The following is a 21,827-nucleotide window of genomic DNA, read 5'->3' as shown; positions in this document are numbered from 1 at the left end:
GAGCATCCGAGCCGGAACGGCGCGGTGCTCATTCGATTGTTGCAGCGTCCCAGCTAGGCAGGGGGCTGGCGCGTGGGAAATCGGATGTCGCCAACTGCTATAAGCTATAGCTAATAACGATCGCCATTATTGCCCCGCATACAATGCGGTGCTCGCCGCCGGCCAGTGCGCGGGGGCGCATCGTGGCGGATCAGGTGAGGGCGTAGTAGCGCAGCAGATTGCCGTCGGGTTTGCGCTCGCCGACGCCTACGAAGACATGGCGGGTCAGCCAGTCGTGCTTGCCCTTCGGGGTTTCGAAGATCGGCTGGCCGCGCAGATAATAATCCTCATGCGCGACCGGCGGGCCGCCCTCGAACGCCCAGGCGCGCAGCCGCGCCATCGCGTCGGGCTTGCGGCCCCATAAAAAGCCCTTGTTCTGCATATAGATGATCGTGCCGTCATCGACTTCGAGCAGATAGCGCGCGTCGAAGACCGCGGTGTCGTCGTCGCGAAAATGGGCATAGTCGCCGCCCGAATTGGGGATCGCCCGGCCGCGGATGCGCGGGCCTTCGAAACTGCCTTCATCGACGAGCACCGCCGAACGGAAGCCGCCGAGATGGATGCCGGGAACCGCAAAGACGCGGGTGAACATCAGCCGGCATTCGAAGGCGAATTCCAGATGCGGCTTGTCGATCGTCGAAAAGGTCATCGGTCAATCCCTGGTGAAAAAGGCGACACCGCGAAATTCCATGCTGCGGCGCTCGATGGCGTCGGGGCGACTGGTATCGCGAAACGCGGTGTGCGGCGTTCGCCACGCCAGACTGTGATCGGAATCGTAGAATTTGATGAAGATCACCTCGTCGGCGGTCATATCGGGAAAATACCACCAGCGATGGTCGGGCGAATAGTGGAAGATGGTTGCCGCCAGCATATCCTCTTCGCCGGGGACGTCGGCGAAGATCGCGTCGCCGGTCGGCAGTTCGTCGACGTCGACCTTGGTGTTGTGGGTGCCTTCGTCGTCGCGCACCGAGCGGCCGTCGCACAGCGCCAGCGGCATGTCCTGTGGCGGCGGCGACAGCGCACGCCAGATCGAGAAGCAGATGAAGCGGTCATAGCCCGCGCCGTCCGGCCGCTGGGCGGCGTAAATACGCTCGGCCAGCTTGTGGGCGGAGCGTTCGGTGAAATCGACATGCGCTTCCGCCGCGGGCGGCTGGACATGCGCGCCGGTCAGTCCTGACGAGCGGGTCATTCCGCCCATCGGCACGACCAGATCGGCGCCGCTCATCGCCGCTGCGATGGCGCAAATCTCGCGCGCATAGGGGCTGTCTGCGCCGTAATTCGCTTCCCAGTCCGTTATCGCCGTGGGGAAGCGGTCCAGCGCAAAGCCATGCTCGTCGAGCGTGAAGGGACCGGCGAGGCGGGCGTTGCGTACCGCCACCTCGTGCGGCGCATAGGTCCCGGTGTTGAGTTCGGCGCCGGGTGCCCAGAAGCGACGGTTGATCCGTGAGCTCGGCTGCAGATAGTCGATCCACGCCAAGAGTTCGGTCGATACCATCATCATCCTCTCCCCGTCATGCCGGAAAATCCAGGCTGCCGCGCCGTTCGGCAAAGCGCCACCCATCGGTGGTGCAGCGGCAAAGGTCGCTGTAACTGCCGACCAGCGGCGGCGGGCCGGACCCCGTGAATAGAAGGATCTGGCTTTCCACCCGCGCTTCGTCATCGCCCGTGAGCGTGACGCGTATATTCGCGCAGATGTGGCGCGTGGTGCGCGGCGGCCGGGCGCGGAAGGCGGCAAGGATGGCCTCGCGGCCTTCAATGAAGTCGTCGGGCGCCGTCGGACGGCTCATCCGGCCGTCTTCGATATAGAGGGCGGCGACGGCTTCCCAGTCGCCCGCATCGTTGAGCGCGGCATAGTCGAGCACGAGCCGTTCGCAGGCGCGTTCGGCCACGATGCGGGCGACGGGGGCCACGCCGGTCAGTCCTTGAAGCCTTCGCGGGCGCGGCTGTTGTCGCTGACGATCGGTGCACCGGTCACGGGGTGCGGATAGCGGAATTCCACCACGTCGGTCGCGGGCCACAGGCGCGGGGTCGGGGTGATCAGTTCGTCGGGGCCAAGCGGATCGGTCGGAAAACAGGTGGTCGCCATCGGAATGAAGTCGATCGGCGTCTTTTGCCAGCCGTCGGCGAAGCTGCCGTGCCAGAAGGGGAAGTAGCGCAGCGCCTTGATCTTCCACACGCCATCCTCGCGGACATAGTCATTCTCGTAGATGCCGCCTTCCCACCAGGCGCGCGGCTGGCCTTCGGCGCTGTCGTGCAGGCCGGCCTGCATCATCGAGCGGCCGCGCACCCTGGCGGTGTTCCGGTCGTCGGCGACGTCGATCACCATCTGCAGCTGCGGATGATCGAGCAGCCAGCCATAGCGCGGGCCGTTGTGCCCCTGGGTGAACTGCGTCTGGAAGCGTTCGATGTAGAGGCGGCGAACCCCGGCCTTGCCCTTGTAGATTCCGCCCAGGAACCAGACGTCGCCGTCGTCGGCGAACAGGTCGACCACCTCATTATATTGCGATTTGTCGATGAAAAAGCCGTAGCTGTATTGGACGCGGCGGATCTGGTGGATGTCCTGCTGGATCGCCAGTTCATGTTCCAGCCGGTCGACGCGCGCGGCCAGGGCAGCAAGTTCGGTCATTTTCGTTTCTCCCAATATTGGCGGCCGTCATTATCGTCTCGGCTGGCCGCCTTGTTCCCAATGGTCAGCTTTCCCAGTGTTCAGGCCGCTTTGGTGCGCCAACTTTCGGCGTAAACCGTGCGCGCGACCTCCGAATAAGGCGCGGGCGACACGATCGCCTTGATCGTCACCTGGCGATGCGGCTCGACCGTCGGCTTGGTGGTGCCGCCGTCGGGTTCGCCCCAGATGAAGTCGACCACAGTGCCGGGTTCGGCATAAGCTTCGTCGACCATTGCCAGCGTCAGCATCCGCCCTTCGTTGGCGCTGTAGCCGACCCATGTCGACAGGCCGATCAGCTGGCCATCGACCTCGACCCGGTCGAACGGGTGCATCGAATAGACCGCGCTGGGGAATTCCATATATTTGGCGCGCAGACCGTCCTTTTCGAACTGGGTGTAGATCGCGTCGGTCACCGACGCATTGTCGAGGGCCAGCGTCACCTTCTTGCGGTGCGGTCCGGCCGCCATCTTCTCGAGCGCCTCGCGGCCGATGAAATCGTGGTCGAACTTGACGAACGGGCCATAGCCCAAATCCCAGGGGCTCAGATAATAGCCCTCGACGCTGCCCGGAACGAAGCTGCCGCCGACCGAGCAATTCGCCTCATAATGGCGGTCGGTCAGCCACTCGCGATAGGGCTTCATCGCCTCGCCGGTATAGACGGCCGGAAGCGGCGAGGGGATCCAGCCCGATTCCAGCGTATTCGACGAATAGGTGCGCCCGCCGACCAGCGCCATGCCATGCGCCTTGCCGGCTTCGACCAGCGCGGCGTGGACGGCGTCGCGGTCCTCCCACGGTCCCATCAGTTCATAGCCCGGCTGACCGGCCATGCCGTGGCGCAGCGCATGGACCTGTTTGCCGCCGATCGTCATCCGGCACATGTGAAAGAATTTGAGGTCGGGGGCGGGCGCGCCGGTCGCATCGGCGATCACCTTGGCCGAATTGGGGCCCTGGACCTGATAGCGGTAATGGCGCCGGTTTTCGGGGTCGGGACGCGCCGCGGTGCGCTCGTCATAAGTCAGGGTGACGTCATGGCTGCCGGTTTCACCGTGGAACATCAGCCAGTTGAGCGTCGGCGCGCGTCCGACGAGGTTGAACCTGTTCTCGGCAAGATAGAAAAGAATGACGTCGCCGATGACATAGCCGTCGGGACTGACCGGCACGAACTGCTTGGCGCGGTCGGGGACAAATCCCTTGAAGCTGTTGATGCCGAGCCCGTTCAGAAAGGCAAAGGCATCGGGCCCCTCGACCATCAGTTCGGCCATGTGATAGCTCTGGTTGAACAGCACGCAGCTTTGCGCCCAGGCGCGCTGTTCGCTGCGCCAGTTCGAAAATTCCGCGGGCACGCCCGGATAGACATTGGGGCCGACCTGCTGATTGCGCAGCATGTCGACCAGATTGCCGGCGCCGGCCAGCCTCGCCTCGAGGGATTTGGTCATCGATCGCTCTCCCATTTCATTCTCGGCAAGATTCGGGCTTGCCAAACCATGTGCCATAGATTGTAAGTGACGCATATAAAAAATGTCAACATAGATTGTATGTGATACATACAAAATAGGAGAGGCGGCGATGATCGAGACGACCCATGTGGGCAGCCTGCCGCGCGGCGATCAACTGGTACCGCTGCTGCTCGCACGCGATCATGGCGACGCTTATGACGCCGCCGAGTTCGACGCGGCAGTGCAGGACGCGGTCGCGGCCGCGGTCGACCGGCAGATCGCGGCCGGAGTGTCGGTCGTCAGCGACGGCGAGCTCGGCAAGGTCGGCTATTCGACCTATATGACCGAGCGCCTGTCGGGCTTCGGCGGCGACGTGCCGCGCAAGCCCGCGCTCGACCTGGCGCCCCTGCCCGAGTTTCGCAAGAAACTGGCGATGGTGATGGGCGACCAGGAATTCGTCCGCGCCGCCTGTATCGGCCCGGTGAAGCTGGTCGACCTTGCCCCCTGTCACGACGATATCCGGCGGTTTCGTGGAGCCCTTGCGGACAGGCCGGTCAAGGCGTTCATGAACGCCGCCTCGCCCGGGCTCATTACCGCGTTCCAGCCCAACCAATATTATCCGAGCCACGACGCCTATCTGGCCGATCTCGTCGCCGCGATGCGGCCTGAATATGAAGCGATCGCGGCGGCGGGGTTTCAATTGCAGCTCGACTGCCCCGACCTCGCCATGTCGCGGCACACCGGATATCAGGATGCGAGCGAGGACGAATTTCTGCGCATCGCCGCCGCCAATGTCGAGGCGCTGAACGCCGCCACCGCGAATATCCCGCCCGAACAGCTGCGAATGCATATCTGCTGGGGCAATTACGAAGGGCCGCACGATCATGACATCCCGCTCGAGCGGGTGATCGACATCATCCTGGCGGCGCGTCCGGCGACCATCCTGTTCGAGGCGGCCAATCCGCGCCACGAGCATGAATGGAAAATCTGGGCCGACGCGCGCATCCCGGGCGACAAGCGCCTGGCGCCGGGGCTGATCGACACCTGTTCCAACTATGTCGAACATCCCGAACTGATCGCGCAGCGGATCGAACGCTTTGCCGGCATCGTCGGGAAGGATCGCGTGATCGCCTCGACCGACTGCGGCTTCGGCACCTTTGCCGGTTATGGCAAGATCGATCCGGCGGTGACCTGGAAAAAGCTGGCGGCGCTGCGCGAAGGCGCCGACATCGCCGACGCGCGGCTGGGGTGATATGGGGCGGTGGCCGCTAACGACCGGAAGCTGCCGTTGCTTCTCCCCTCCCTTTCAGGGAGGGGTCGGGGGTGGGTAGCCGCCGAAGGCGGCGCTCTACAGCAACTCGCTACGCTCGCACCCACCCCTAACCCCTCCCTGGAAGGGAGGGGAATGACTGGAGCCCACCCCAAAGCAGGCGTCGCCTTCAAATAAGTCTTTCCTACATTATCCGGCTATGCCAGCCTTCATCCGGCTCTTTCATTTGGTGGATAAAGCGGTCGCTGTCCGGCGTGCCGGTGCGACCACGGCGGGGCCGTGCCGGGCGCGCCCAGCACGCCGCGAGGTCCAAACCGGGGCGCGCATAGGGCTGAACTTTCCTGAACTTTGGAATGAATACGCGGTCCATGTACCGACCGGATCCAACCCGGGATGACGAAAGAAGATAATGGCAGCTTCCCACTCCAAAGCCGACAATCACCTGAAAAACAAGACCGACCCCGATCAGTAGCTCGACAGGATCGCCAGGCTCGGTGCGTCGAGTGCGATGCCGCGTTTCTGCTTTTCCAGCTCGTCCTTGCGCGTCTTTGCCTGCGCGTCGATCAGATAGGCGTGGATCGCATCGGCGTCGGCGGGCGACAGCCGGTCGTCCCAGCGCGGCATGCCGTTCGGCAACAGCAATCCTTCGAGCACGATCTGGCGAAACGCCTGATGCGTGCCCGGCTGCATCCGGCGCAGGTCGGGGGTGATCGACCGGTGCTGGTTGGCATGGCACATCGCGCAATTGGCAAAGAACAGCCCGCGGCCGCGCGCGACCGTGGCGGGGGTCGTCCCGGGCAGCTGCGGCGGGGCTTCGGCGGCGACCTCCAGCGGCGGCAGCGCGGGCGGGATGGGCACCGGCCCGCCGCCAAGCTTGAACACCAGGATGCGGCCCAGATTGCCGCGCTGATACGCCGCCGAATAGCGCGGGACATAAGGAAAACCGCCGCCGCCCCACGCCGCCATCACCGCGACATATTGCACGCCGTCGATGCGATAGGTCATCGGCGCGGCAAGGATGCTCGATCCGGTCTCGATGCTTCGGAGCAGCTTGCCTGTCCTGGCCTCGAAGACGCGCAGCTGACCTGCGATATTGCCCTGGAACAGCAGGCCAGACGCGGTGGACAAGGTGCCGCCGCGATCCTGCCATCCGCCCATCGGTTTCGCCCACACCGTCTTGCCGGTCAGCGGGTCGATCGCGCGCAGTTCGGAGACGAACGGCTGGCGCTGGACCTCTGCATAGGCGGGCAGCGCCTTGACCGCGGCTGCGATCGCGGGGGGCAGGGTGGGCAGCGCGGCCTCGATATCGGGGCTGAAGATCAGCGCCGCATCATTGTTCAGCATCTTGCGCGCCAGCGGCTTCTGGCCCGGCGTCATGAACAGCAGATTGCCGATGTCGAGGACCGGCGCGTAATAGAGACCGGTTACGGGATCATAGCTCCCCGGATGCCAGTTGCGCGCGCCGGGAGTGCCGGGAAAGACGATCTTGGGCGCGGTCCCATAATCGGCGGCATCGGGGTTGGGAACGGGCCGGCCGGTTTTCGGATCGATCCCCTTGGTCCAGTTGGTGCGGACGATCGGATTGGCGCGCAGCAGCTTTCCGTCGCGGCGGTCGATGATGTAGAGGAAACCGTTCTTGGGCGCGTGGAGAATGACCGGGCGTTCTTCGCCTTCGATGGTCATCCGTGTCAGGATCATCGGCTGGGTCGACGTGAAATCCCAGTCGTCGCCCGGCGTCTGCTGGTAATGCCATTTGACCCGTCCGGTCTTCGCATCGAGCGCGACGAGCGAGGCCAGATAAAGCTGGTCGCCGCCTTTCGGGCTGCGCCGCGAAGTGTGATAAGGGCCGCCGTTGCCGGTGCCGACGATGACATAGCCGGTGTCGGGATCGAAGTTGATCGCATCCCACGGCGTGCCGCCGCCGCCGATGTCCCAGCGGCTGTCGGAATCCCAGGTCTTGACCGCCGCCTCGAGGTCGGGGTGGTCCTGCGGCCCCAGCTTCGGGTCGCGCGGGACGGTGTGGAATCGCCACGCGAGCTTGCCGCTATCGAGATCGTAAGCGCTGACATAGCCGCGCACGTCATATTCGGCGCCGCCATTGCCGATGACCACGACATTACCCGCGACTTCGGGGGCGCCGGTCGAATTGATGCCGCGCTGCTTGTCGTCGACGGTGTCGGCCTGCCAGACGATCCGCCCGGTCTTCGCATCGAGCGCATAGAGCTTGGCATCGAGCGCGGCGACGAAGACCTTGCCGCGCGCGATCGCGACGCCGCGGTTCGCCATGTCGCAGCACACGGTGCGGTTGACCTGCATGTCGATCTCGGGCTCGAAGCTCCACAGCGGCTTGCCCGTCGCCGCGTCGAAGGCATAGGCGCGGCCGGCGGGGCCGCTGGTGTACATCACGCCGTCGACGACGACGGGCGTCGCCTCGAGCACCCGGTTGGTGCCAAGCTCGGCCTGCCATGCGAGCCCCAGCTCGCCGACGTTCGATGCGGCGATGTCGGTCAGCGCCGAATGGTGCGATTTGCCGACGTCGCCGCCGGGCGTCGTCCAGTCGTCGCCCGCCGCCCCGATCGGATCGGCCGACGAACAGCCCGCAAGCGCGAGCGCGAGGATCAGGATCAGTTTGCGCATCACTGGTTATTCCATGGACTTTTCATATGATAGGGAACGGTGATGAAATTGGCCTCGATCTGGCAGATCATGCCATCGTCGATCTTGAACAATTCGGCGATGTAGAAGCTGTGCGGATAGCGGACCGGCGACTGGACTGTGCGCCCGTCGGTCAGCTGATATTCCACCAGCCGTCCGCAATGATCGATGAAGCCATAGGCGAGCACCAACCCGCGTTCCTCGTCGACCAGCGGATAGCGCCGCGCGCGCAGCCGGTCGTCATAGCGGTAATTGCCCATGCGGAACTGTTCCTCGCAGCCGAGCGCGGCGACGGGGACGATCTTGGCAAAGTCGGGGTTGCGGGTCGTCTGCACGCCGTTTTCGACGCGGTTGCAGTCGGGGTGGAATTTGGTGCGGATCGTTCCGTCATTTTGCTGCAGCGTCGAAAAATAGCCGTCCGACAGCGCGATCATCGTATCGCGCGGGGTCGGCACCGCGGCGTCGGCGTTCAGGATCGGCTTGTCCCAATAGCGGGGATTCTCGAATTTGATGCCATAGTCCGACTGGCGCACGACGACCGACTCGGCCTCCTCGATTTCGCCGGCGGCGTTGACTTTCAGGCGCAGCGTAAAGCCCGATTCTTCGCGGCCTTCATGGGTGACGCCGAAATAGCCGACCTCGCCGGTGCGGGTATCGGCAAAGCGCAACCGATAGTCGCCCAGCCGATCGATCGTGCCCCACAGACCGTCGCCGGGATCCAGCATCACATTGTTTTCAGACGTTTTCGTTCCCGAAGCCCATGGCACCGCCCCCGCATTGCGGGACGACAGGGCGGCCAGATAATCGTCCAGCACAGCATATAGATTGTCGCGATCCATCCTCACCCTCATCCCGGCTCTTGCTCTTTCCGCGATCTTGCATAAACTAACAAATGTTACAATAAGAGAGTTGGGGGAGTGGGAGCGCCATGGCGCGTGCGGCCGAAGAGCAAGCCAATCTGGATCGCGTGCTCGCGATGTACCGCGAGGTTCTGATCGCGATGGACCCCGATGCGGTCGATCGGCATCTCCCGCAGCATTATGTGCAGCATAGTTCGCTTGCCGCGCCGGGCCTGGACGCGCTGAAGGCGTTTCTGGCCAAGGTCCGCATCGAAAGCCCCGACGCGCGGCAGACGATTCACCGCGCGATGGCCGACGGCGATCTGGTGATGGTCCATGTCCATGTCGAACGCTGGCCGGACGATCCCGGGCTGGCGGTGGTCGACATCTTCCGCTGCGAAGCCGGCGAAATCGTCGAGCATTGGGATGTGATCCAGGACATCCCCGCGCACAATCCGAATCCCCACGGCATGTTTTGAGCAAGGAACCGATGATGCGATATTTCCCCATGTTATGCGGCGCTGTGCTGGCAGCGGTGGCGGCTCCGGCTGCGGCCGCCGATGCGGCCTCGTGCACCCTGCCGCCCAAGGAAGTGGCGACGCGCTTCATGACCCAGCTATATATCGACAAACAGCCGCGCCAGGCGTTCGAAACGTGGGTCGATCCGGGCTATATCCAGCATAATCCGATGGCAGCGACCGGCCGCGATGCGGCGATCGCCTTTCTGGAGCCCTTCATGGCGGGCAATCCGGCGATCCGCTATTCGATCAAGCGGATCATCGCCGACGGCGATCTTGTTGCCGTCCATGCCCATGGCCAGTTCGCCCCCGACGACCGTGGGATCGCAGTGGTCGATATCCTGCGGGTCGAGGGGTGCAAGGTCGTCGAACATTGGGATGTCGTGCAACCGGTGCCCGAAAAATCCGCCAACGAAAACGGGATGTTCTGACCATGCGCTTCGACGGGCAGACGGTGCTGATCCTCGGCGGCAGCGCCGGGATCGGGCTGGCGGCGGCGAGACTTTTCCACGCCGAGGGTGCACGGCTCGCGATCACCGGCCGCAACCCCGCGAGCCTGGAGGCGGTGGCCGACGAACTCGGTGCGCTGACGCTGCGCAGCGATATGGGCGTGGTCGCCGACAGCGTCGCGGCGGTGACCGCAGCGGGCGAGACGCTCGGCGCCGTCGACGTGCTGTTCGTCAACGCGGGGGTCGGCGGCTTTTCGGCTGTCCCCGATGTGACCGAGGAATTTTGGGACGGCATCCACGACGTCAATCTGCGCGGCGCCTTTTTCGCGATCCAGGCGGCGCTGCCTTTGATGCGCGACGGCGGCAATATCGTCGTCACCGGATCGATCGGGTCGGTCATGGCGTTATCGGGCAACGTCGCCTACGCTGCCGCCAAGGCGGGGCTGCGCGCGGTTGCCCGCATATTGGCGAAGGAACTGCTGCCGCGCGGGATCCGCGTCAACATGATTTCGCCGGGGCCGACCGATACCGAAATCTTCAAGCGCGGTGCGTCCGGACAGGAGGTCGCCGATATGCGCGCGATGCTGTCGGCGGCGGTGCCGATCGGGCGCATGGGGACGTCCGAGGAAGTGGCGCGTGCGGCCCTCTTCCTGGCGAGCCGCGACGCCGTCTTCATCAACGGAATCGACCTTTATGTCGATGGCGGCTGCGTCGAGCTGTGACAGGGCAACGCGCCTTGCCAAACCCCGAAACTCCATTGCGGACAGAGGCTTGGAGCCCGCAGAACGACTGGCGTCGTGCAGCTTGAATTAATATGTAACACATACTACCATGCGCCCCATCGGCAGGCGCCAAGACCTGCGGCCCGGATGCGGACGACAAGGGAGGGTGCGAGGTGATCGAGCGTTTTTCGACGCGCGGGCTCGATATGGGCGACCGCCTGGAATTCTGGAACCAGTTGCTGGACGGCACTTATGGCGGGCTGGTCGTCGATCCGTTGCAGCCGCATTTTCATGCCCAGATGGCGCGCTGGCAACTCGGCGACATGACGATGATCTGGCCGCAATCGGCGGCGGCGGTGGTCAGCCGGCGGCGCAACGCCGGGCGCGGCGCCAACGAGCAAAAGATCGTCGCGCACCTGCTCCATTCGGGCGAATGCCAGCTGACCCAGCGCGGAAAGGTGGCCGAACTCAAGGCCGGCGACATGGTGCTCTGCAGCGACGACGATTCTTATCGTTTCGACGTCGGCCGCGATCATCAGATACTGGTCGTCGAAATGAGCCGGTCGATGCTCGCATCGCGGGTCGACAATCTCGACGACATGATCGCCACGACCATTTCCGGCAAGCAGGCGACGACGCGCTTGCTGCACAATTTCTTCCTGTCGCTGTGGCGCGAAGGAGCGTCCAACTTCGATGAATCGATGGGGCAATCCTATGCGTCGGTGCTCGTCGAAATGCTCGCGACCAGCCTGCATCCGCAGCAACAATCGGTGCCCTTTGCGCGGAACCTGCTGTTCGAACGCATGAAGGGCGTGGTCGAAGCACAGCTCGCCGATCCGGGCCTGTCGCCGACATCGCTGGCGAGCGAACTCGGGGTTTCGTTGCGCACGCTTCAGTCGGCGGTGGCGGAAGCGGGGACGACCACCGTGGGGTATATCTCCTCGCGCCGCCTGGCACGCGCGGCGCAGCGCCTGGCGATGGAACCCGCCATGTCGGTGACGCAGATCGCCTTTTCGGTGGGCTTTACCGACAGCGCCTATTTTTCCCGCCGTTTTCACGACCAGTTCGGCCTGTCGCCGTCGGAATATCGACAGCGCCACTGAACGGCTGCGCAAAAGTCCAACACTTATTCGCGTTTGTCAAAGCCAGCCGGCGTCGCTGCACCCTAAGGTCGCCGCGATAAATGACATAAATGGGGAGAGTATTGTGACCTATCAGTTCCTGCACCGCGCAAGCCTTGCGGCCCTGTCGTTGGCGACGGCGACCGTGCCTGCCTTCGCACAAGAGACGTCGCCCGCGGAGACGGCGCCCGCCGAAGAGAGTCAGGGCGGCGTCGCCGAAATCGTGGTGACCGCACAGAAGCGTTCGCAGAATGTCCAGGACGTACCGATCGCCATTTCGGCCTTCGGGGGCGATACGCTCCAGGAACGGGCGGTCACCAGCGTGTCGGGGCTGTCGGGGCTGGCCCCCAACGTCAACCTCGACGGGGGCACGCCCTTTTCAGGGTCGGCGTCGGTCTTGTCGGCGACGATCCGCGGGATCGGGTCGGACGATTTCGCCTTCAACATCGACCCCGGCGTCGGCATCTATCTCGACGGCATCTATCTGGCCCGCACGGTCGGCGCGAACCAGGACCTACCCGACGTCGAGCGGATCGAAGTGTTGAAGGGGCCGCAGGGCACCTTGTTCGGGCGCAACACGATCGGCGGCGCGATCTCGATCGTCACCCATGATCCCGGCAAGGAATTCCGCTTCGTCGGTGACGTGACGACCGGCAGCTACAATCTGCTGAAGGCGCGCGGGACGGTCGATGTGCCGCTCTCCGAATCGCTGTCGTCGTCGCTCACCTTTGCCGTGACCAATCGGCAGGGGTTCCTGAAACGGCTGCCCTATACGGGCGCCGGGGCGCAGTTCGCATCGAACTCCGACACTTATCTCAACTTCAACCATGCCGACTATGAAACGGCGTCGCGCGAAGGCGGGGACAACAGCTTCAGCCTGCGTGGCAAGCTGAAATGGGACGACGGCGGCGCCTTTACCGCTACCTTGACCGGCGATTATACGCGCCAGGATTCGTCGGCGCAGGCGACCAAGCTGGTCGCCGCGGCGAATGTGCCGGGCAATTTCGCCGGATCCTTCGTCCTCCCCGGCACGGCGTTCGATCCGACGGGCGCGACCGGCTTTCTCTTTTCGGGCCTCTATAACTTCTGCATCGGTTCGACGGGGGCGGAAATCGCGGCGCGCGGCGCCCAGGCGCTCTGCGGCGTACGCGGGACGCAGTTCCTGCCGGGCCGCAGGCTCAGCCCGCTGGCCAGCGTCAATGTCGATGGCGACCCGACCAACGACCGCATTCCCTGGGACAACCGCTTCCTGCTCGCCGATCCCGACAGCAGCTATGCCACCGGGCCCAGCTTTTCGAAGCTGACGACCTGGGGTCTGGCGGGAACGCTGGCCTATGAGGTGAGCGATGGCCTGACTATCAAGTCGATCACCGGCTATCGCAAGAGCGGCTGGAAATCGGGGAGCGATCTCGACGGATCGCCGCTGTCGATGCTCGAACTGAGCTTCGAGCAGAACCAGTCGCAGTTCAGCCAGGAATTGCAGCTGCTCGGGCAGGGACTCGACGACCGGCTCAACTATGTACTCGGCGCCTATTATTTCCAGGAAAAGGGCGACCTGCACGACTATGTGACCTTTGCCGAGGGGCTGTTGCAGGTTGACGGACCGAACCGGTTCGACACCAAGAACCATGCCTTTTTCGGACAGGTCGATTTCCGCCCCGTGGAATGGGTGGGGATCACCGTCGGCGCGCGCTATACCAAGGAACGCAAGCTGTTCGAAGGCGGCCAGCAGGATCTCAACGGCTTCAACTATAAATTGTTCGGCTGTTCGGACGCCAACGGCAATATCCGTCCCCTGGGCGATTTCCCGCTCGCGCCGCCGGTCGCCGCCGGCGGTCCGCCCTGCTTTGCGGCGTTGAGCTTCCCCGATCCGTCCGCGCCGACCCAGCTGTATGTGCCCGGCGTCAACCGCAAATCCTTCAGCAATTTCTCGCCGAAACTGGGTCTGCAACTCCATCCCAGCGAGGATGTCATGATCTATGGCAGCTGGTCGAAGGGTTACAAGACCGGCGGCTGGACGACGCGCCTGTCGAACCCGCAGGGAACGCTGGCGCCCGACTTCGACGAGGAAAAGGCGACGACCTGGGAAGTCGGGGTCAAGTCGACCTGGCTCGACCGCCGCCTCCAGATCAATGCCGCGGCCTTCACGACCGCCTATCGCGGGCTGCAGCTGAACATCCAGATCGGCACCTCGCCGACGATCGACAATGCCGGCGATGCGCGCATCAAGGGGCTCGAGCTGGAGGTCGTCGCGGTTCCGGTCGACGGGCTGACGCTCAATGCCTCGATGGGCTATATCGACGCCCGGTTCACCCGGCTCGATGCCGCTGCGCTGGTCAATGCCGGCCCCATTGCGGGCGTGCAGGCCGGCATTTTCGTCGGCGCGCCGCTGCCCAAGACGCCCGATTTCAAGTTCAATTTCAGCCCGCGCTACGAGGCAAAGCTGGGCAACGGCGGCTCGCTCGTCTTCCTGGCCGACTGGACGCACAGCAGTTCGCTGTGGAACGATATCGCGCGCACTTTGGCGACCCGGCGATCATCCTATGACATGATCAATGCGGCCATCACCTACAATGAACCGTCGGAGCATTGGTCGCTGACCCTCGGCGCGACCAACCTGACCGACAAACGCTATTATACCAGCGGCGGCGCCAACCTGGCGGCGGGGGGCATCTTCGGCACCTATAATCGCCCGCGCGAATGGTATGCGAAGATCGGCTTCAGCTTCTGATCCCGGTCGGGCCGGGCCAGGGAAGGACGATCTCCTGGCCCGGCAGTTTACGAAAAATAAGGAGGCGATCCGATGCCCATGGCTGCGATGGCTGCCGTCCAGCGGACGGTCGGCGGCGACCCCTCGATCGAACCGGTGACGGTCGGCGATCCGTTGCCGCACGAAATTCTGGTGGCGATACGCGCGGTCGGGGTTTGCCACACCGACATGGTGATGCGCGACGGGCTGTTGCCCGTGCCGCAGCCGGTGGTGCTGGGACATGAGGGCGCCGGCGTCGTGCTGGCGCTCGGCAGCGCGGTTTCGCACCTCGATGTCGGCGACCATGTCGTGCTCAGCTTCGCCCATTGCGGCGCCTGCGTGTCCTGCGACGAAATGCAGCCGGCCTATTGCCACAATTGGTTTGCGCTGAACTTTCTCGGGCAGCGTCCCGACGGCAGCACGTCGCTGGCCGACCGGGACGGCGCGCCGATCCACAGCCATGTATTCGGCCAGTCGAGCTTTGCCACCCACGCCGTCGTCCCCGCCAGCAATGCGGTCAAGGTCGACAAGGATCTGCCGCTCGAACTGCTCGGTCCGCTCGGTTGCGGGATCCAGACCGGCGCCGGCGCGGTGCTGAACGCGCTCCATGTCCGGCCCGGGACCAGCGTCGCGGTGATCGGGGTCGGCGCGGTCGGGCTGTCGGCGGTGATGGCGGCGGCGATCGCCGGCGCGACGACGATAGCCGCGCTCGACCTGAACCTGGCGCGGGTCGGCATCGCGCAGACGCTGGGCGCGACGCACGGCTTCGAGGCCGCCGCGGCCGGCGTTGTGGACCATGCCGCCGCGGCGGGTTGTCCGGCGGGTTTCGACTATATCATCGACACCACCGGTTTGACCGCCGTCTGCAACGCCGCGCTTCCGGCGCTGGCACCGCGCGGCGAACTGGCGCTGGTCGGCGCCTATGTGCCGGGGCAGGCTGTCGAGATCGACGCGACCTTTGCGATGAGCGGCGGCCGTGTCGTGCGGGGCGTGGTGGAGGGTAGCGCCGATCCTGCCGAATTCATCCCGCAGTTGATCGCGCATTATCGCGCGGGCCGTTTTCCGTTCGACCGGCTGGTCGAATATTTCGACTTCGCCGAGATCGCCGAGGCGATCGACGCAGGTGAAAGCGGGCGGGTGATCAAGCCCGTCGTGCGGATGCCGCAATGATGCGCCGCGCCCTGTTCCTGTTCGCCGCCGCGCAGCTGCTTGTTGCACCGGCACATGGTCAGCCCGCGGCGGCTGAGACGGCACCGCCCGATCCGGTGGTAACGATGCGGCAGCACTGGCTCGACGCCGACATCAATGCCTTCACCTTCCGCAATTCGGCACAGATGTTCGAAACGCGCCCCGTGCTGCGGGCCGGCCCGGTATGGGAACTGCCGCTTGGCGAGGCTTTGTCGCCACCGGCTTATGTCTTCTCCGGCCAGCACCGCAGCTACGCCGACTTTGCCGCGCGCACCTACACGAACGCCTTTCTGGTGATCCGCGATGGCAAGATCGTCTTTGAAGATTACCGCAACCGGTCGACCGAAGCCGATCATTTCATCTCCTTTTCGATGGCAAAATCGATCACGTCGCTGCTCATCGGCATCGCGCTCGACAAAGGCCATATCCGTTCGCTCGACGATCGGGCGGGCGACTATGTGCCCGAACTGAAGGCGGGCGCCTATGGCGATGTGACGATCCGCCAACTGCTGCAAATGCGCTCGGGCGTCGATTATGAGGAACGCTATGATTTCGGCGACAAGCCCAGCATGGCGGCGCTGATCCATATGAATGCCATCGTTCTCAACAAGGAACGCTTTGCCGACCGCGCGCGGACGATCGGCCGCAAGGCGCCGCCGGGCAGCCGGTTCAACTATGCGACGCTCGACACGGCGGTGCTCGGATGGATCCTCGAAAGGGCGACCAAACAGCCGGTCGCCGAATTCATGGCCTCGCATTTGTGGGGTCCGGCGGGGATGGAGGCCGACGGTTTCTGGATCGCCGACGGTCCGCCGGGGGTTGGCCGTGAGCTGACCGGGATGGGATATAATGCGCAGCTACGCGATTTCGGGCGGCTGGGGCTGTTGATGCTGAACGACGGCATGCGCGGCGACCGGCGCATCCTGCCTGCGGGATGGATGCGCCGGGCAACGGAAATGCTCCCGTTTCCCGACGACAATGCGCTCGGGCTGCGCGGCGGTTATGGCTTCCAGTTCTGGCAGCTCGACGACGAACCGGGTGCCTATGCGGCGGTCGGGCTGGCCGGGCAGTTTATTTACGTGCATCCCGAAAGCCGGACGGTGATCGTCAAGCTCAGCCATTTTCCCCAACCCGAGCCCGCCCATGTCATGCGCGAGTCTTTCGTCTACTTCCATCAGATCGTGACCGACGGGCAAGATGAGCATGGACCGAAGTGAATCCGATTTCGTGATCGAAACATCGTCGGGGACGGTCGAGGGCGGTCTTGTCGATGGCGCGCGCGCTTGGTTAGGGATTCCCTATGCTAGCGCCGACAGGTTCGAAGCGCCGCGACCGGTCGATCCTTGGCCGGGCATCCGGCCCTGCCATCGCTTTGCGGCCCAATGCCCGCAGAATATGGGCGGATCGGTGCGGGCCACCAAGATGAAGGCGCCGGGGCTCGACGAAAACTGCCTGCATCTGAACGTCTGGGCGCCCGCCTGGATCCGCAGCGAATTGCGACCGGTCCTGGTCTGGATCCACGGCGGCGCCTTTGTCGGCGGCGCGGGCGATTCTTCCCGGGGTGTCGAATTTGCCGAACACCATGATCTGGTGGTGGTGTCGATCAACTACCGGCTGGGGATATTGGGCTTCGTCAATTTTGGCGACGTGCTGGAAGGCAGCGACATTCCCTCCAATCTCGGACTGCGCGACCAGATTGCGGCGCTGCGCTGGGTGCGCGACAATATAGAGCGATTTGGCGGCGATCCTGCCCGCGTGACGATCGCGGGCGAATCGGCTGGCGCGATGTCGGTCTCCCTGTTGATGCACAGCCCGGAAGCGAACGGCCTGTTCGCCGGCGCGATCCTGCAGAGCGGGGGGTTGAATCTCGTCCATGACCAAGCGACCAGCAAGCGGCTGGCCCACCTGTACCTGGCCGAGTTGGGACACGATACGGTAACGGCGGAGGATCTCAGAACATGCGATCTGAAACGCCTGATGGATGCGCAATGCGCGGTGTTCCGCAAGGTTCGCGATGCGATTCCCGCCGCTCCATGGTTCGACGGTGAACTGGTCCCGGCCAGCCTGGACGCTGCGGTTGCCGCGCCGACTCCGCCGATCCCGGTCATGGCGGGCGCCAACCGCGATGAGATATGGCTGTTCGACGTGGTGGCAAAAAACGTCCTGCCGGTCTCCCGCGAGCGGCTGGAGGCGATCGTCGCGCGCAGTTTCGAGCCCGAGCAGGCCGCGCGGATTTTATCGGCCTATGGCAAGGACAAAGCGGGGCGGCGCCATCTGGCGTCGGATATGACCTTCAAGCTGCCAACACTGCATTTTGCCGAACGTCACGCGGGCGTGGCCGACACATTCGTCTATCGCTTCGACTATGCCCACCCGATCGCCGGGGCGACCCATGCGCTCGAACTCGCCTTTGTCTGGCCATATCGCGGCGCGCTGGCGGCGATCGCACGCGGTGGCCGAATGACCGGTCGCCGCAAGGCATTGGCCGACCGGATGAAGGCGCATTGGGCGTCTTTCGTCAAGACCGGCGCGCCACGCGACGATTGGCCCGTTTATGATGCACAGCAGCGCAAGACATTGGTGTTCAACTACGAGGACCGGGTCGTTTCGGATCCCGACGCTGCGACACGCCAGGTGTGGAACGGTATCGATGCCCCCGTGCTGAGCGCCTTGTCGGAGCTGGATGCGTCGGAGCTGGACGCGACTTCGGGCTAGGCCGCCAGCGCCGACGTCCGTTCGGCGGACTTGATCGTATTTTCGAGCAGCATCGTGACCGTCATCGGACCGACCCCGCCCGGAACGGGCGTGATCGCCGACGCCTTTTTCCGCACGCCGTCGAAATCGACGTCGCCGGTGATCCGGCCGTCGGGCAGGCGGTTGATGCCGACGTCGATCACCACCGCGCCCTGCTTGACCATCTGCGGGACGATCAGATTGGGCACCCCGGCCGCGACGACGAGGATGTCGGCGAGGATCGTAAATTGGGCCAGGTCGCGGGTCTTCGCGTGACAGATCGACACCGTCGCGTCGCGCGCCATCAGCATCAGCGCCATCGGCTTGCCGACGATGTTGCTGGCGCCGACGACGACGACATTCTGCCCTTCGATCGCGACCCCCTCATGCTCGAGCAGCTTGACGACGCCATAGGGCGTGCAGGGCGAAAACACCGTGCTGCCGGTGACGAGGCCGCCGACATTGTAGAGGTGAAAGCCGTCGACATCCTTTTCGGCGGAGATCGTCTCGAGCACCCGGTCCATGTCGATATGCGGCGGCAGCGGTAGCTGGACCAATATGCCGTGGACATGCGGATCGGCGTTGAGTTCGACGATGCGGCCGAGCAGTTCGGCGTTGCTGATCGAGGCGGGCAGATGTTCGGCAAAGGAACGGATGCCGACCGCGGCGCACGCTTTGATCTTGCGTCCGACATAGACCGCCGACGCCGGATCTTCGCCGACCAGCAGGACCGCAAGCCCGGGCGTTACCCCGTGGCCGCCGAGTTCCGCGACACGGTCGGCAAAGCCGCCGCGCATCGCCTTGGCGAGCGCCAGTCCATCGATAATCCTTGCCGGCATCCCGTCCTCCATTAGTATGTATTACATACAAAATAGAGCGTGACGCGTCAACGCCAAGAGCCAGGAAACCGCCAAAATGCGGACCGTCTTGTCGGTTCAGCCCATGGTCCATTGGAAAAGGCGGCCGGCGCGCGCCTCGCGTCGCAGCCGCTTGCCCTTTTCCTGGAGCATCCCGCGCACGAGGACCCAGTCGCTCCACCCCGTCAGCCCGACGACGGTGCCTTCGACCGCCACGCCGCGCACCGCGCGCCAGAGATTGGCGTCTTCGCGCGCGACGTCGATGCGCGGCGCGGCGATGCTCCGCGCGAAAGCCAGGCTGTCGGCGCGCCGGCTGTCATAAACGACCAGCGCCGGCGGCGCGGCGGCGGCAAGGCGCGATCCGCCGACCGCGGCCACCGTAGCTGCGGCCGCGCCCGACGCGAGGAGATTGCGGCGCGACAGAATCATTTGCCGGTCTTTCCAAGATAGGCCGCGATGGCATCGAGCTCGCTATCGGTAACCTCGGTACGTGAAAGCCGCGGCATCGCGACCTTGCCCATCCGGACCACCGATTTCACATAGTCCGCGGTCAGGTCGGTGCGGTTGGCGAGCAGGCCGCTCTGCGGCGGTTCGCCCGCGGCGATGCGTTGCTTGGTCAGCAGGTTGGTCCCCATCCCGCCGGCGAGGTGGCAGGCGCCGCAGCGGTTCGAGAACAGCGCTTCGCCGTCGCTTTGCACCGCGAGCCGGTCGCCGGCGGGAAGCTCGGCGCGCATCTGGTAGGGCGGGGGAGCGGGTGGGCCGCCTTGCGGTGGGCCGCCCGCGTCCTTCTCCGAATCCGCGGAAGAATTGCAGGCCGCGAGGAGCAGCAGCGGCAACAGCGCGATCATCTTCATGGCCGGCCTCCCTGCGGCTGATCCCGATAGACCGACGGCCAGACGCCCTGCTTGCCCGGGGCGATGATTCCATTGGGATCAAGCGCGTCCTTGACGATTTCGTTGAAGCGCCGCTGCGCGCCATCGTTGAAGTCATAGGTTGCGCTGACCGCATCCATCCAGCCCAGGTGGGTGCGATATTCGCCATAGCCGGCTTCGGCCGTGCCCTTGATCAGCGCGTCGAACATCTTGCGGATATTGGCGACCTGTTCGGGCTTGTCGCGATCGTACATCAGCATGTTGATATTGGTGGCGTAGCGGCCGCCGATCGTGAAGCTGGCATAGAAATCGACGTCGTGATCGGCGATGATCTTGCGGCTGCGCTGGAGCTGGCCAAGCACATGCTTGGAGGTTGCCGGCACCACGGGCGAAAATCCCATATGCGCGCCGCGTCCGCCCACCCAGTCGCCCATCTGCAGCGCGACTGCCGACGGGATGCCCATTGTCACATCATATTGATTGACCGGGTCGCCGCGGTTCCATTTTTCCTCGCGCGGCGCGGCGTCGAGGTGCTTTTTGAACGCCTGCTTGACGATGTCGGCGCGGGCCCGGTTGAGACGCTCGTCGCCATAGAAGCGGATCTGGACCTGCCAATATCCCAGCTTATGCTCCTTGAGCAGTTCCTGGACGCGCCATTCGGGGATCGCGCCTTCCTTGTCCCAGAAATCCTTGCGCTGGCCCATCAGCACGATCTTGCCGAGCCAGGACGGAATGAAGACATTCTGCTCGATGACCCCGGCGGTCTTCAGCGGGGTAATCGTGTCGACCACCCAGCCGATGTCCTCGGCCTCCGCTATGTCCCAGGTCAGTTGCAACGAGGCTTCGGGTTCGGGCTGCAACCACACGCCGGCCTTCGCGACCACGCCCATGTTCGACTGGGTGAACATATGCGTCCAGTCGGGACCATAGCTCAGCGGAAAGACATGCCAGCTGTGGCCGCCGTCGAGCCCCCCCATTCCGGTGCGCAGCAGTTCGCCGTCGGGCATCACGACCTCGAGCCCGCACAGGTTGCGGGCATGCTGGCCATAAGGCGTATAGCCGACGCCATGGTCGAGCGCGTTGCCGAGCACCGAGCCCCAGCCATTGCCGGGCACCGACATCCACAAGGGCGCCTTTTCCCGCTGGATATGCTCGTACAGGTCGAAAAAGCTGACCCCGGGTTCGATCACGCAATAGCCAAGCTCGCTGTTGAGCTCGTGGATCTTCATCATGCGGCTGAGGTCGAGGACGATCGAGCCGGGCATCCGCGGCGCGGCGGTGCCATAGCCCAGATTCTTGCCGCGCGAGACGGGCCACAGCGGCGTCTTGTGCTGGTTCGCCAGCCGGACGATCGCCTGGATTTCCTCGACCGTCGCCGGGGAAACGGCGGCCGACGGCGGCCATTCGCTTTCGGGGCCGGGGGCGTAGATGTCCGAATAGGCGTCGCGGTCCTCGTCGGTCGCAAGGACCCATTGCTTGCCGACTACGCCTTCATAGGCCTTTAGCGCGACGTCGAACTGCGCAGGCGAAACCCGCGGCGGTAAGGTGAGTTCCACCTGCCGTCTCCCATTTGATTATAACATTTGTTATCATTGTGTCGAGGAACGCGTTTCGCGTCAATGGATTTGTGGCGGCGCAACCCCAAAAAAAGGGCGATTATGTCCTTTGCAAACACGACAATGAATGACCGGTTCCGGGCGGAAGCGGACAAGAG

At 64.4% G+C, this 21,827-nt stretch carries 20 protein-coding genes; 9 read left to right on the top strand and 11 right to left on the bottom strand.

The window, feature by feature from the left end; all coding sequences use genetic code 11:
- Window positions 1-190 precede the first annotated feature (190 nt).
- The 5 genes from AC1RNQ_RS07005 to desA form a co-directional block, all read right to left on the bottom strand.
- A complete protein-coding gene (locus tag AC1RNQ_RS07005) occupies window positions 191-688 on the bottom strand; it encodes a DUF3237 domain-containing protein (protein ID WP_493170001.1) in 498 nt (165 codons plus the stop codon).
- Window positions 689-691: 3 nt separating this feature from the next.
- On the bottom strand, window positions 692-1,540 hold the full coding sequence (locus AC1RNQ_RS07000) for a CmcJ/NvfI family oxidoreductase (RefSeq protein WP_493169999.1): 849 nt from the start codon (window positions 1,538-1,540) through the stop codon (window positions 692-694).
- A 10-nt stretch (window positions 1,541-1,550) separates the two neighbouring features.
- The gene (locus AC1RNQ_RS06995) at window positions 1,551-1,949 is read right to left on the bottom strand and encodes a nuclear transport factor 2 family protein (RefSeq protein WP_493169997.1); all 399 of its coding nucleotides are present in this window, start codon (window positions 1,947-1,949) and stop codon (window positions 1,551-1,553) included.
- 5 nt (window positions 1,950-1,954) lie between these two features.
- A complete protein-coding gene (locus AC1RNQ_RS06990) occupies window positions 1,955-2,665 on the bottom strand; it encodes a nuclear transport factor 2 family protein (RefSeq protein ID WP_493169995.1) in 711 nt (236 codons plus the stop codon).
- A gap of 80 nt (window positions 2,666-2,745) precedes the next feature.
- Entirely contained in the window at window positions 2,746-4,140 is a 1,395-nt protein-coding gene (gene desA, locus AC1RNQ_RS06985) for a syringate O-demethylase (RefSeq protein ID WP_493169994.1), read from the bottom strand.
- Window positions 4,141-4,270: 130 nt separating this feature from the next.
- Between desA and AC1RNQ_RS06980 the strand changes: the two genes are divergently transcribed.
- Entirely contained in the window at window positions 4,271-5,392 is a 1,122-nt protein-coding gene (locus AC1RNQ_RS06980) for a cobalamin-independent methionine synthase II family protein (RefSeq protein ID WP_493169993.1), read from the top strand.
- A gap of 483 nt (window positions 5,393-5,875) precedes the next feature.
- On the opposite strand, the gene AC1RNQ_RS06975 is transcribed toward AC1RNQ_RS06980, so the two are convergent.
- Window positions 5,876-8,047 (bottom strand): PQQ-dependent dehydrogenase, methanol/ethanol family, encoded by a 2,172-nt coding sequence (locus tag AC1RNQ_RS06975; RefSeq protein WP_493169992.1) that lies wholly within the window; start codon window positions 8,045-8,047, stop codon window positions 5,876-5,878.
- Window positions 8,047-8,790, bottom strand: coding sequence for a DUF8021 domain-containing protein (locus AC1RNQ_RS06970; RefSeq protein ID WP_493170594.1), 744 nt, complete (start codon window positions 8,788-8,790; stop codon window positions 8,047-8,049). Before AC1RNQ_RS06970 ends, AC1RNQ_RS06975 begins: the two co-directional genes overlap by 1 nt.
- Before the next feature lie 203 nt (window positions 8,791-8,993).
- Here AC1RNQ_RS06970 and AC1RNQ_RS06965 point away from each other — a divergent pair, with 203 nt between their 5' ends.
- The 8 genes from AC1RNQ_RS06965 (at window position 8,994) to AC1RNQ_RS06930 (ending at window position 18,366) form a co-directional block, all read left to right on the top strand.
- Window positions 8,994-9,383: a nuclear transport factor 2 family protein gene (locus tag AC1RNQ_RS06965; protein ID WP_493169991.1), complete on the top strand. Its 390-nt coding sequence runs from the start codon at window positions 8,994-8,996 to the stop codon at window positions 9,381-9,383.
- A 14-nt stretch (window positions 9,384-9,397) separates the two neighbouring features.
- Window positions 9,398-9,853, top strand: a complete 456-nt coding sequence (locus tag AC1RNQ_RS06960; RefSeq protein ID WP_493169990.1) for a nuclear transport factor 2 family protein — start codon at window positions 9,398-9,400, stop codon at window positions 9,851-9,853.
- A gap of 2 nt (window positions 9,854-9,855) precedes the next feature.
- A complete protein-coding gene (locus AC1RNQ_RS06955) occupies window positions 9,856-10,593 on the top strand; it encodes an SDR family oxidoreductase (protein WP_493169988.1) in 738 nt (245 codons plus the stop codon).
- Between the two features lie 173 nt (window positions 10,594-10,766).
- Window positions 10,767-11,696, top strand: a complete 930-nt coding sequence (locus AC1RNQ_RS06950) for a helix-turn-helix domain-containing protein (protein WP_493169987.1) — start codon at window positions 10,767-10,769, stop codon at window positions 11,694-11,696.
- Window positions 11,697-11,799: 103 nt separating this feature from the next.
- Window positions 11,800-14,445 carry a TonB-dependent receptor gene (locus AC1RNQ_RS06945; RefSeq protein ID WP_493169985.1) on the top strand — a complete coding sequence of 882 codons (2,646 nt, stop codon included), beginning with the start codon at window positions 11,800-11,802 and terminating at the stop codon, window positions 14,443-14,445.
- Window positions 14,446-14,517: 72 nt separating this feature from the next.
- On the top strand, window positions 14,518-15,633 hold the full coding sequence (locus tag AC1RNQ_RS06940; RefSeq protein WP_493169983.1) for an NAD(P)-dependent alcohol dehydrogenase: 1,116 nt from the start codon (window positions 14,518-14,520) through the stop codon (window positions 15,631-15,633).
- Window positions 15,630-16,868, top strand: coding sequence for a serine hydrolase domain-containing protein (locus AC1RNQ_RS06935; protein ID WP_493169981.1), 1,239 nt, complete (start codon window positions 15,630-15,632; stop codon window positions 16,866-16,868). Before AC1RNQ_RS06940 ends, AC1RNQ_RS06935 begins: the two co-directional genes overlap by 4 nt.
- Complete coding sequence (locus AC1RNQ_RS06930) at window positions 16,849-18,366, top strand: carboxylesterase/lipase family protein (protein ID WP_493169979.1); 1,518 nt, start codon at window positions 16,849-16,851, stop codon at window positions 18,364-18,366. The genes AC1RNQ_RS06935 and AC1RNQ_RS06930 overlap by 20 nt, the downstream gene beginning before the upstream one ends.
- Here the strand turns inward: AC1RNQ_RS06930 and folD are convergent.
- The 4 genes from folD to AC1RNQ_RS06910 form a co-directional block, all read right to left on the bottom strand.
- The gene (gene folD, locus AC1RNQ_RS06925; RefSeq protein ID WP_493169977.1) at window positions 18,363-19,223 is read right to left on the bottom strand and encodes a bifunctional methylenetetrahydrofolate dehydrogenase/methenyltetrahydrofolate cyclohydrolase FolD; all 861 of its coding nucleotides are present in this window, start codon (window positions 19,221-19,223) and stop codon (window positions 18,363-18,365) included. The genes AC1RNQ_RS06930 and folD overlap by 4 nt on opposite strands.
- A 96-nt stretch (window positions 19,224-19,319) precedes the next feature.
- Window positions 19,320-19,670, bottom strand: a complete 351-nt coding sequence (locus AC1RNQ_RS06920) for a hypothetical protein (RefSeq protein ID WP_493169975.1) — start codon at window positions 19,668-19,670, stop codon at window positions 19,320-19,322.
- Window positions 19,667-20,095 carry a c-type cytochrome gene (locus AC1RNQ_RS06915; protein ID WP_493169973.1) on the bottom strand — a complete coding sequence of 143 codons (429 nt, stop codon included), beginning with the start codon at window positions 20,093-20,095 and terminating at the stop codon, window positions 19,667-19,669. Before AC1RNQ_RS06915 ends, AC1RNQ_RS06920 begins: the two co-directional genes overlap by 4 nt.
- Window positions 20,092-21,669 carry an FAD-binding oxidoreductase gene (locus AC1RNQ_RS06910; RefSeq protein WP_493169972.1) on the bottom strand — a complete coding sequence of 526 codons (1,578 nt, stop codon included), beginning with the start codon at window positions 21,667-21,669 and terminating at the stop codon, window positions 20,092-20,094. The genes AC1RNQ_RS06915 and AC1RNQ_RS06910 overlap by 4 nt, the downstream gene beginning before the upstream one ends.
- Window positions 21,670-21,827 lie beyond the last annotated feature (158 nt).

It is taken from the genome of Sphingopyxis sp. GW821-FHT12F08 (assembly GCF_058806755.1).
Note: the sequence above shows the minus strand (reverse complement) of the source record. Positions and strands in the feature narration are given on the sequence as shown.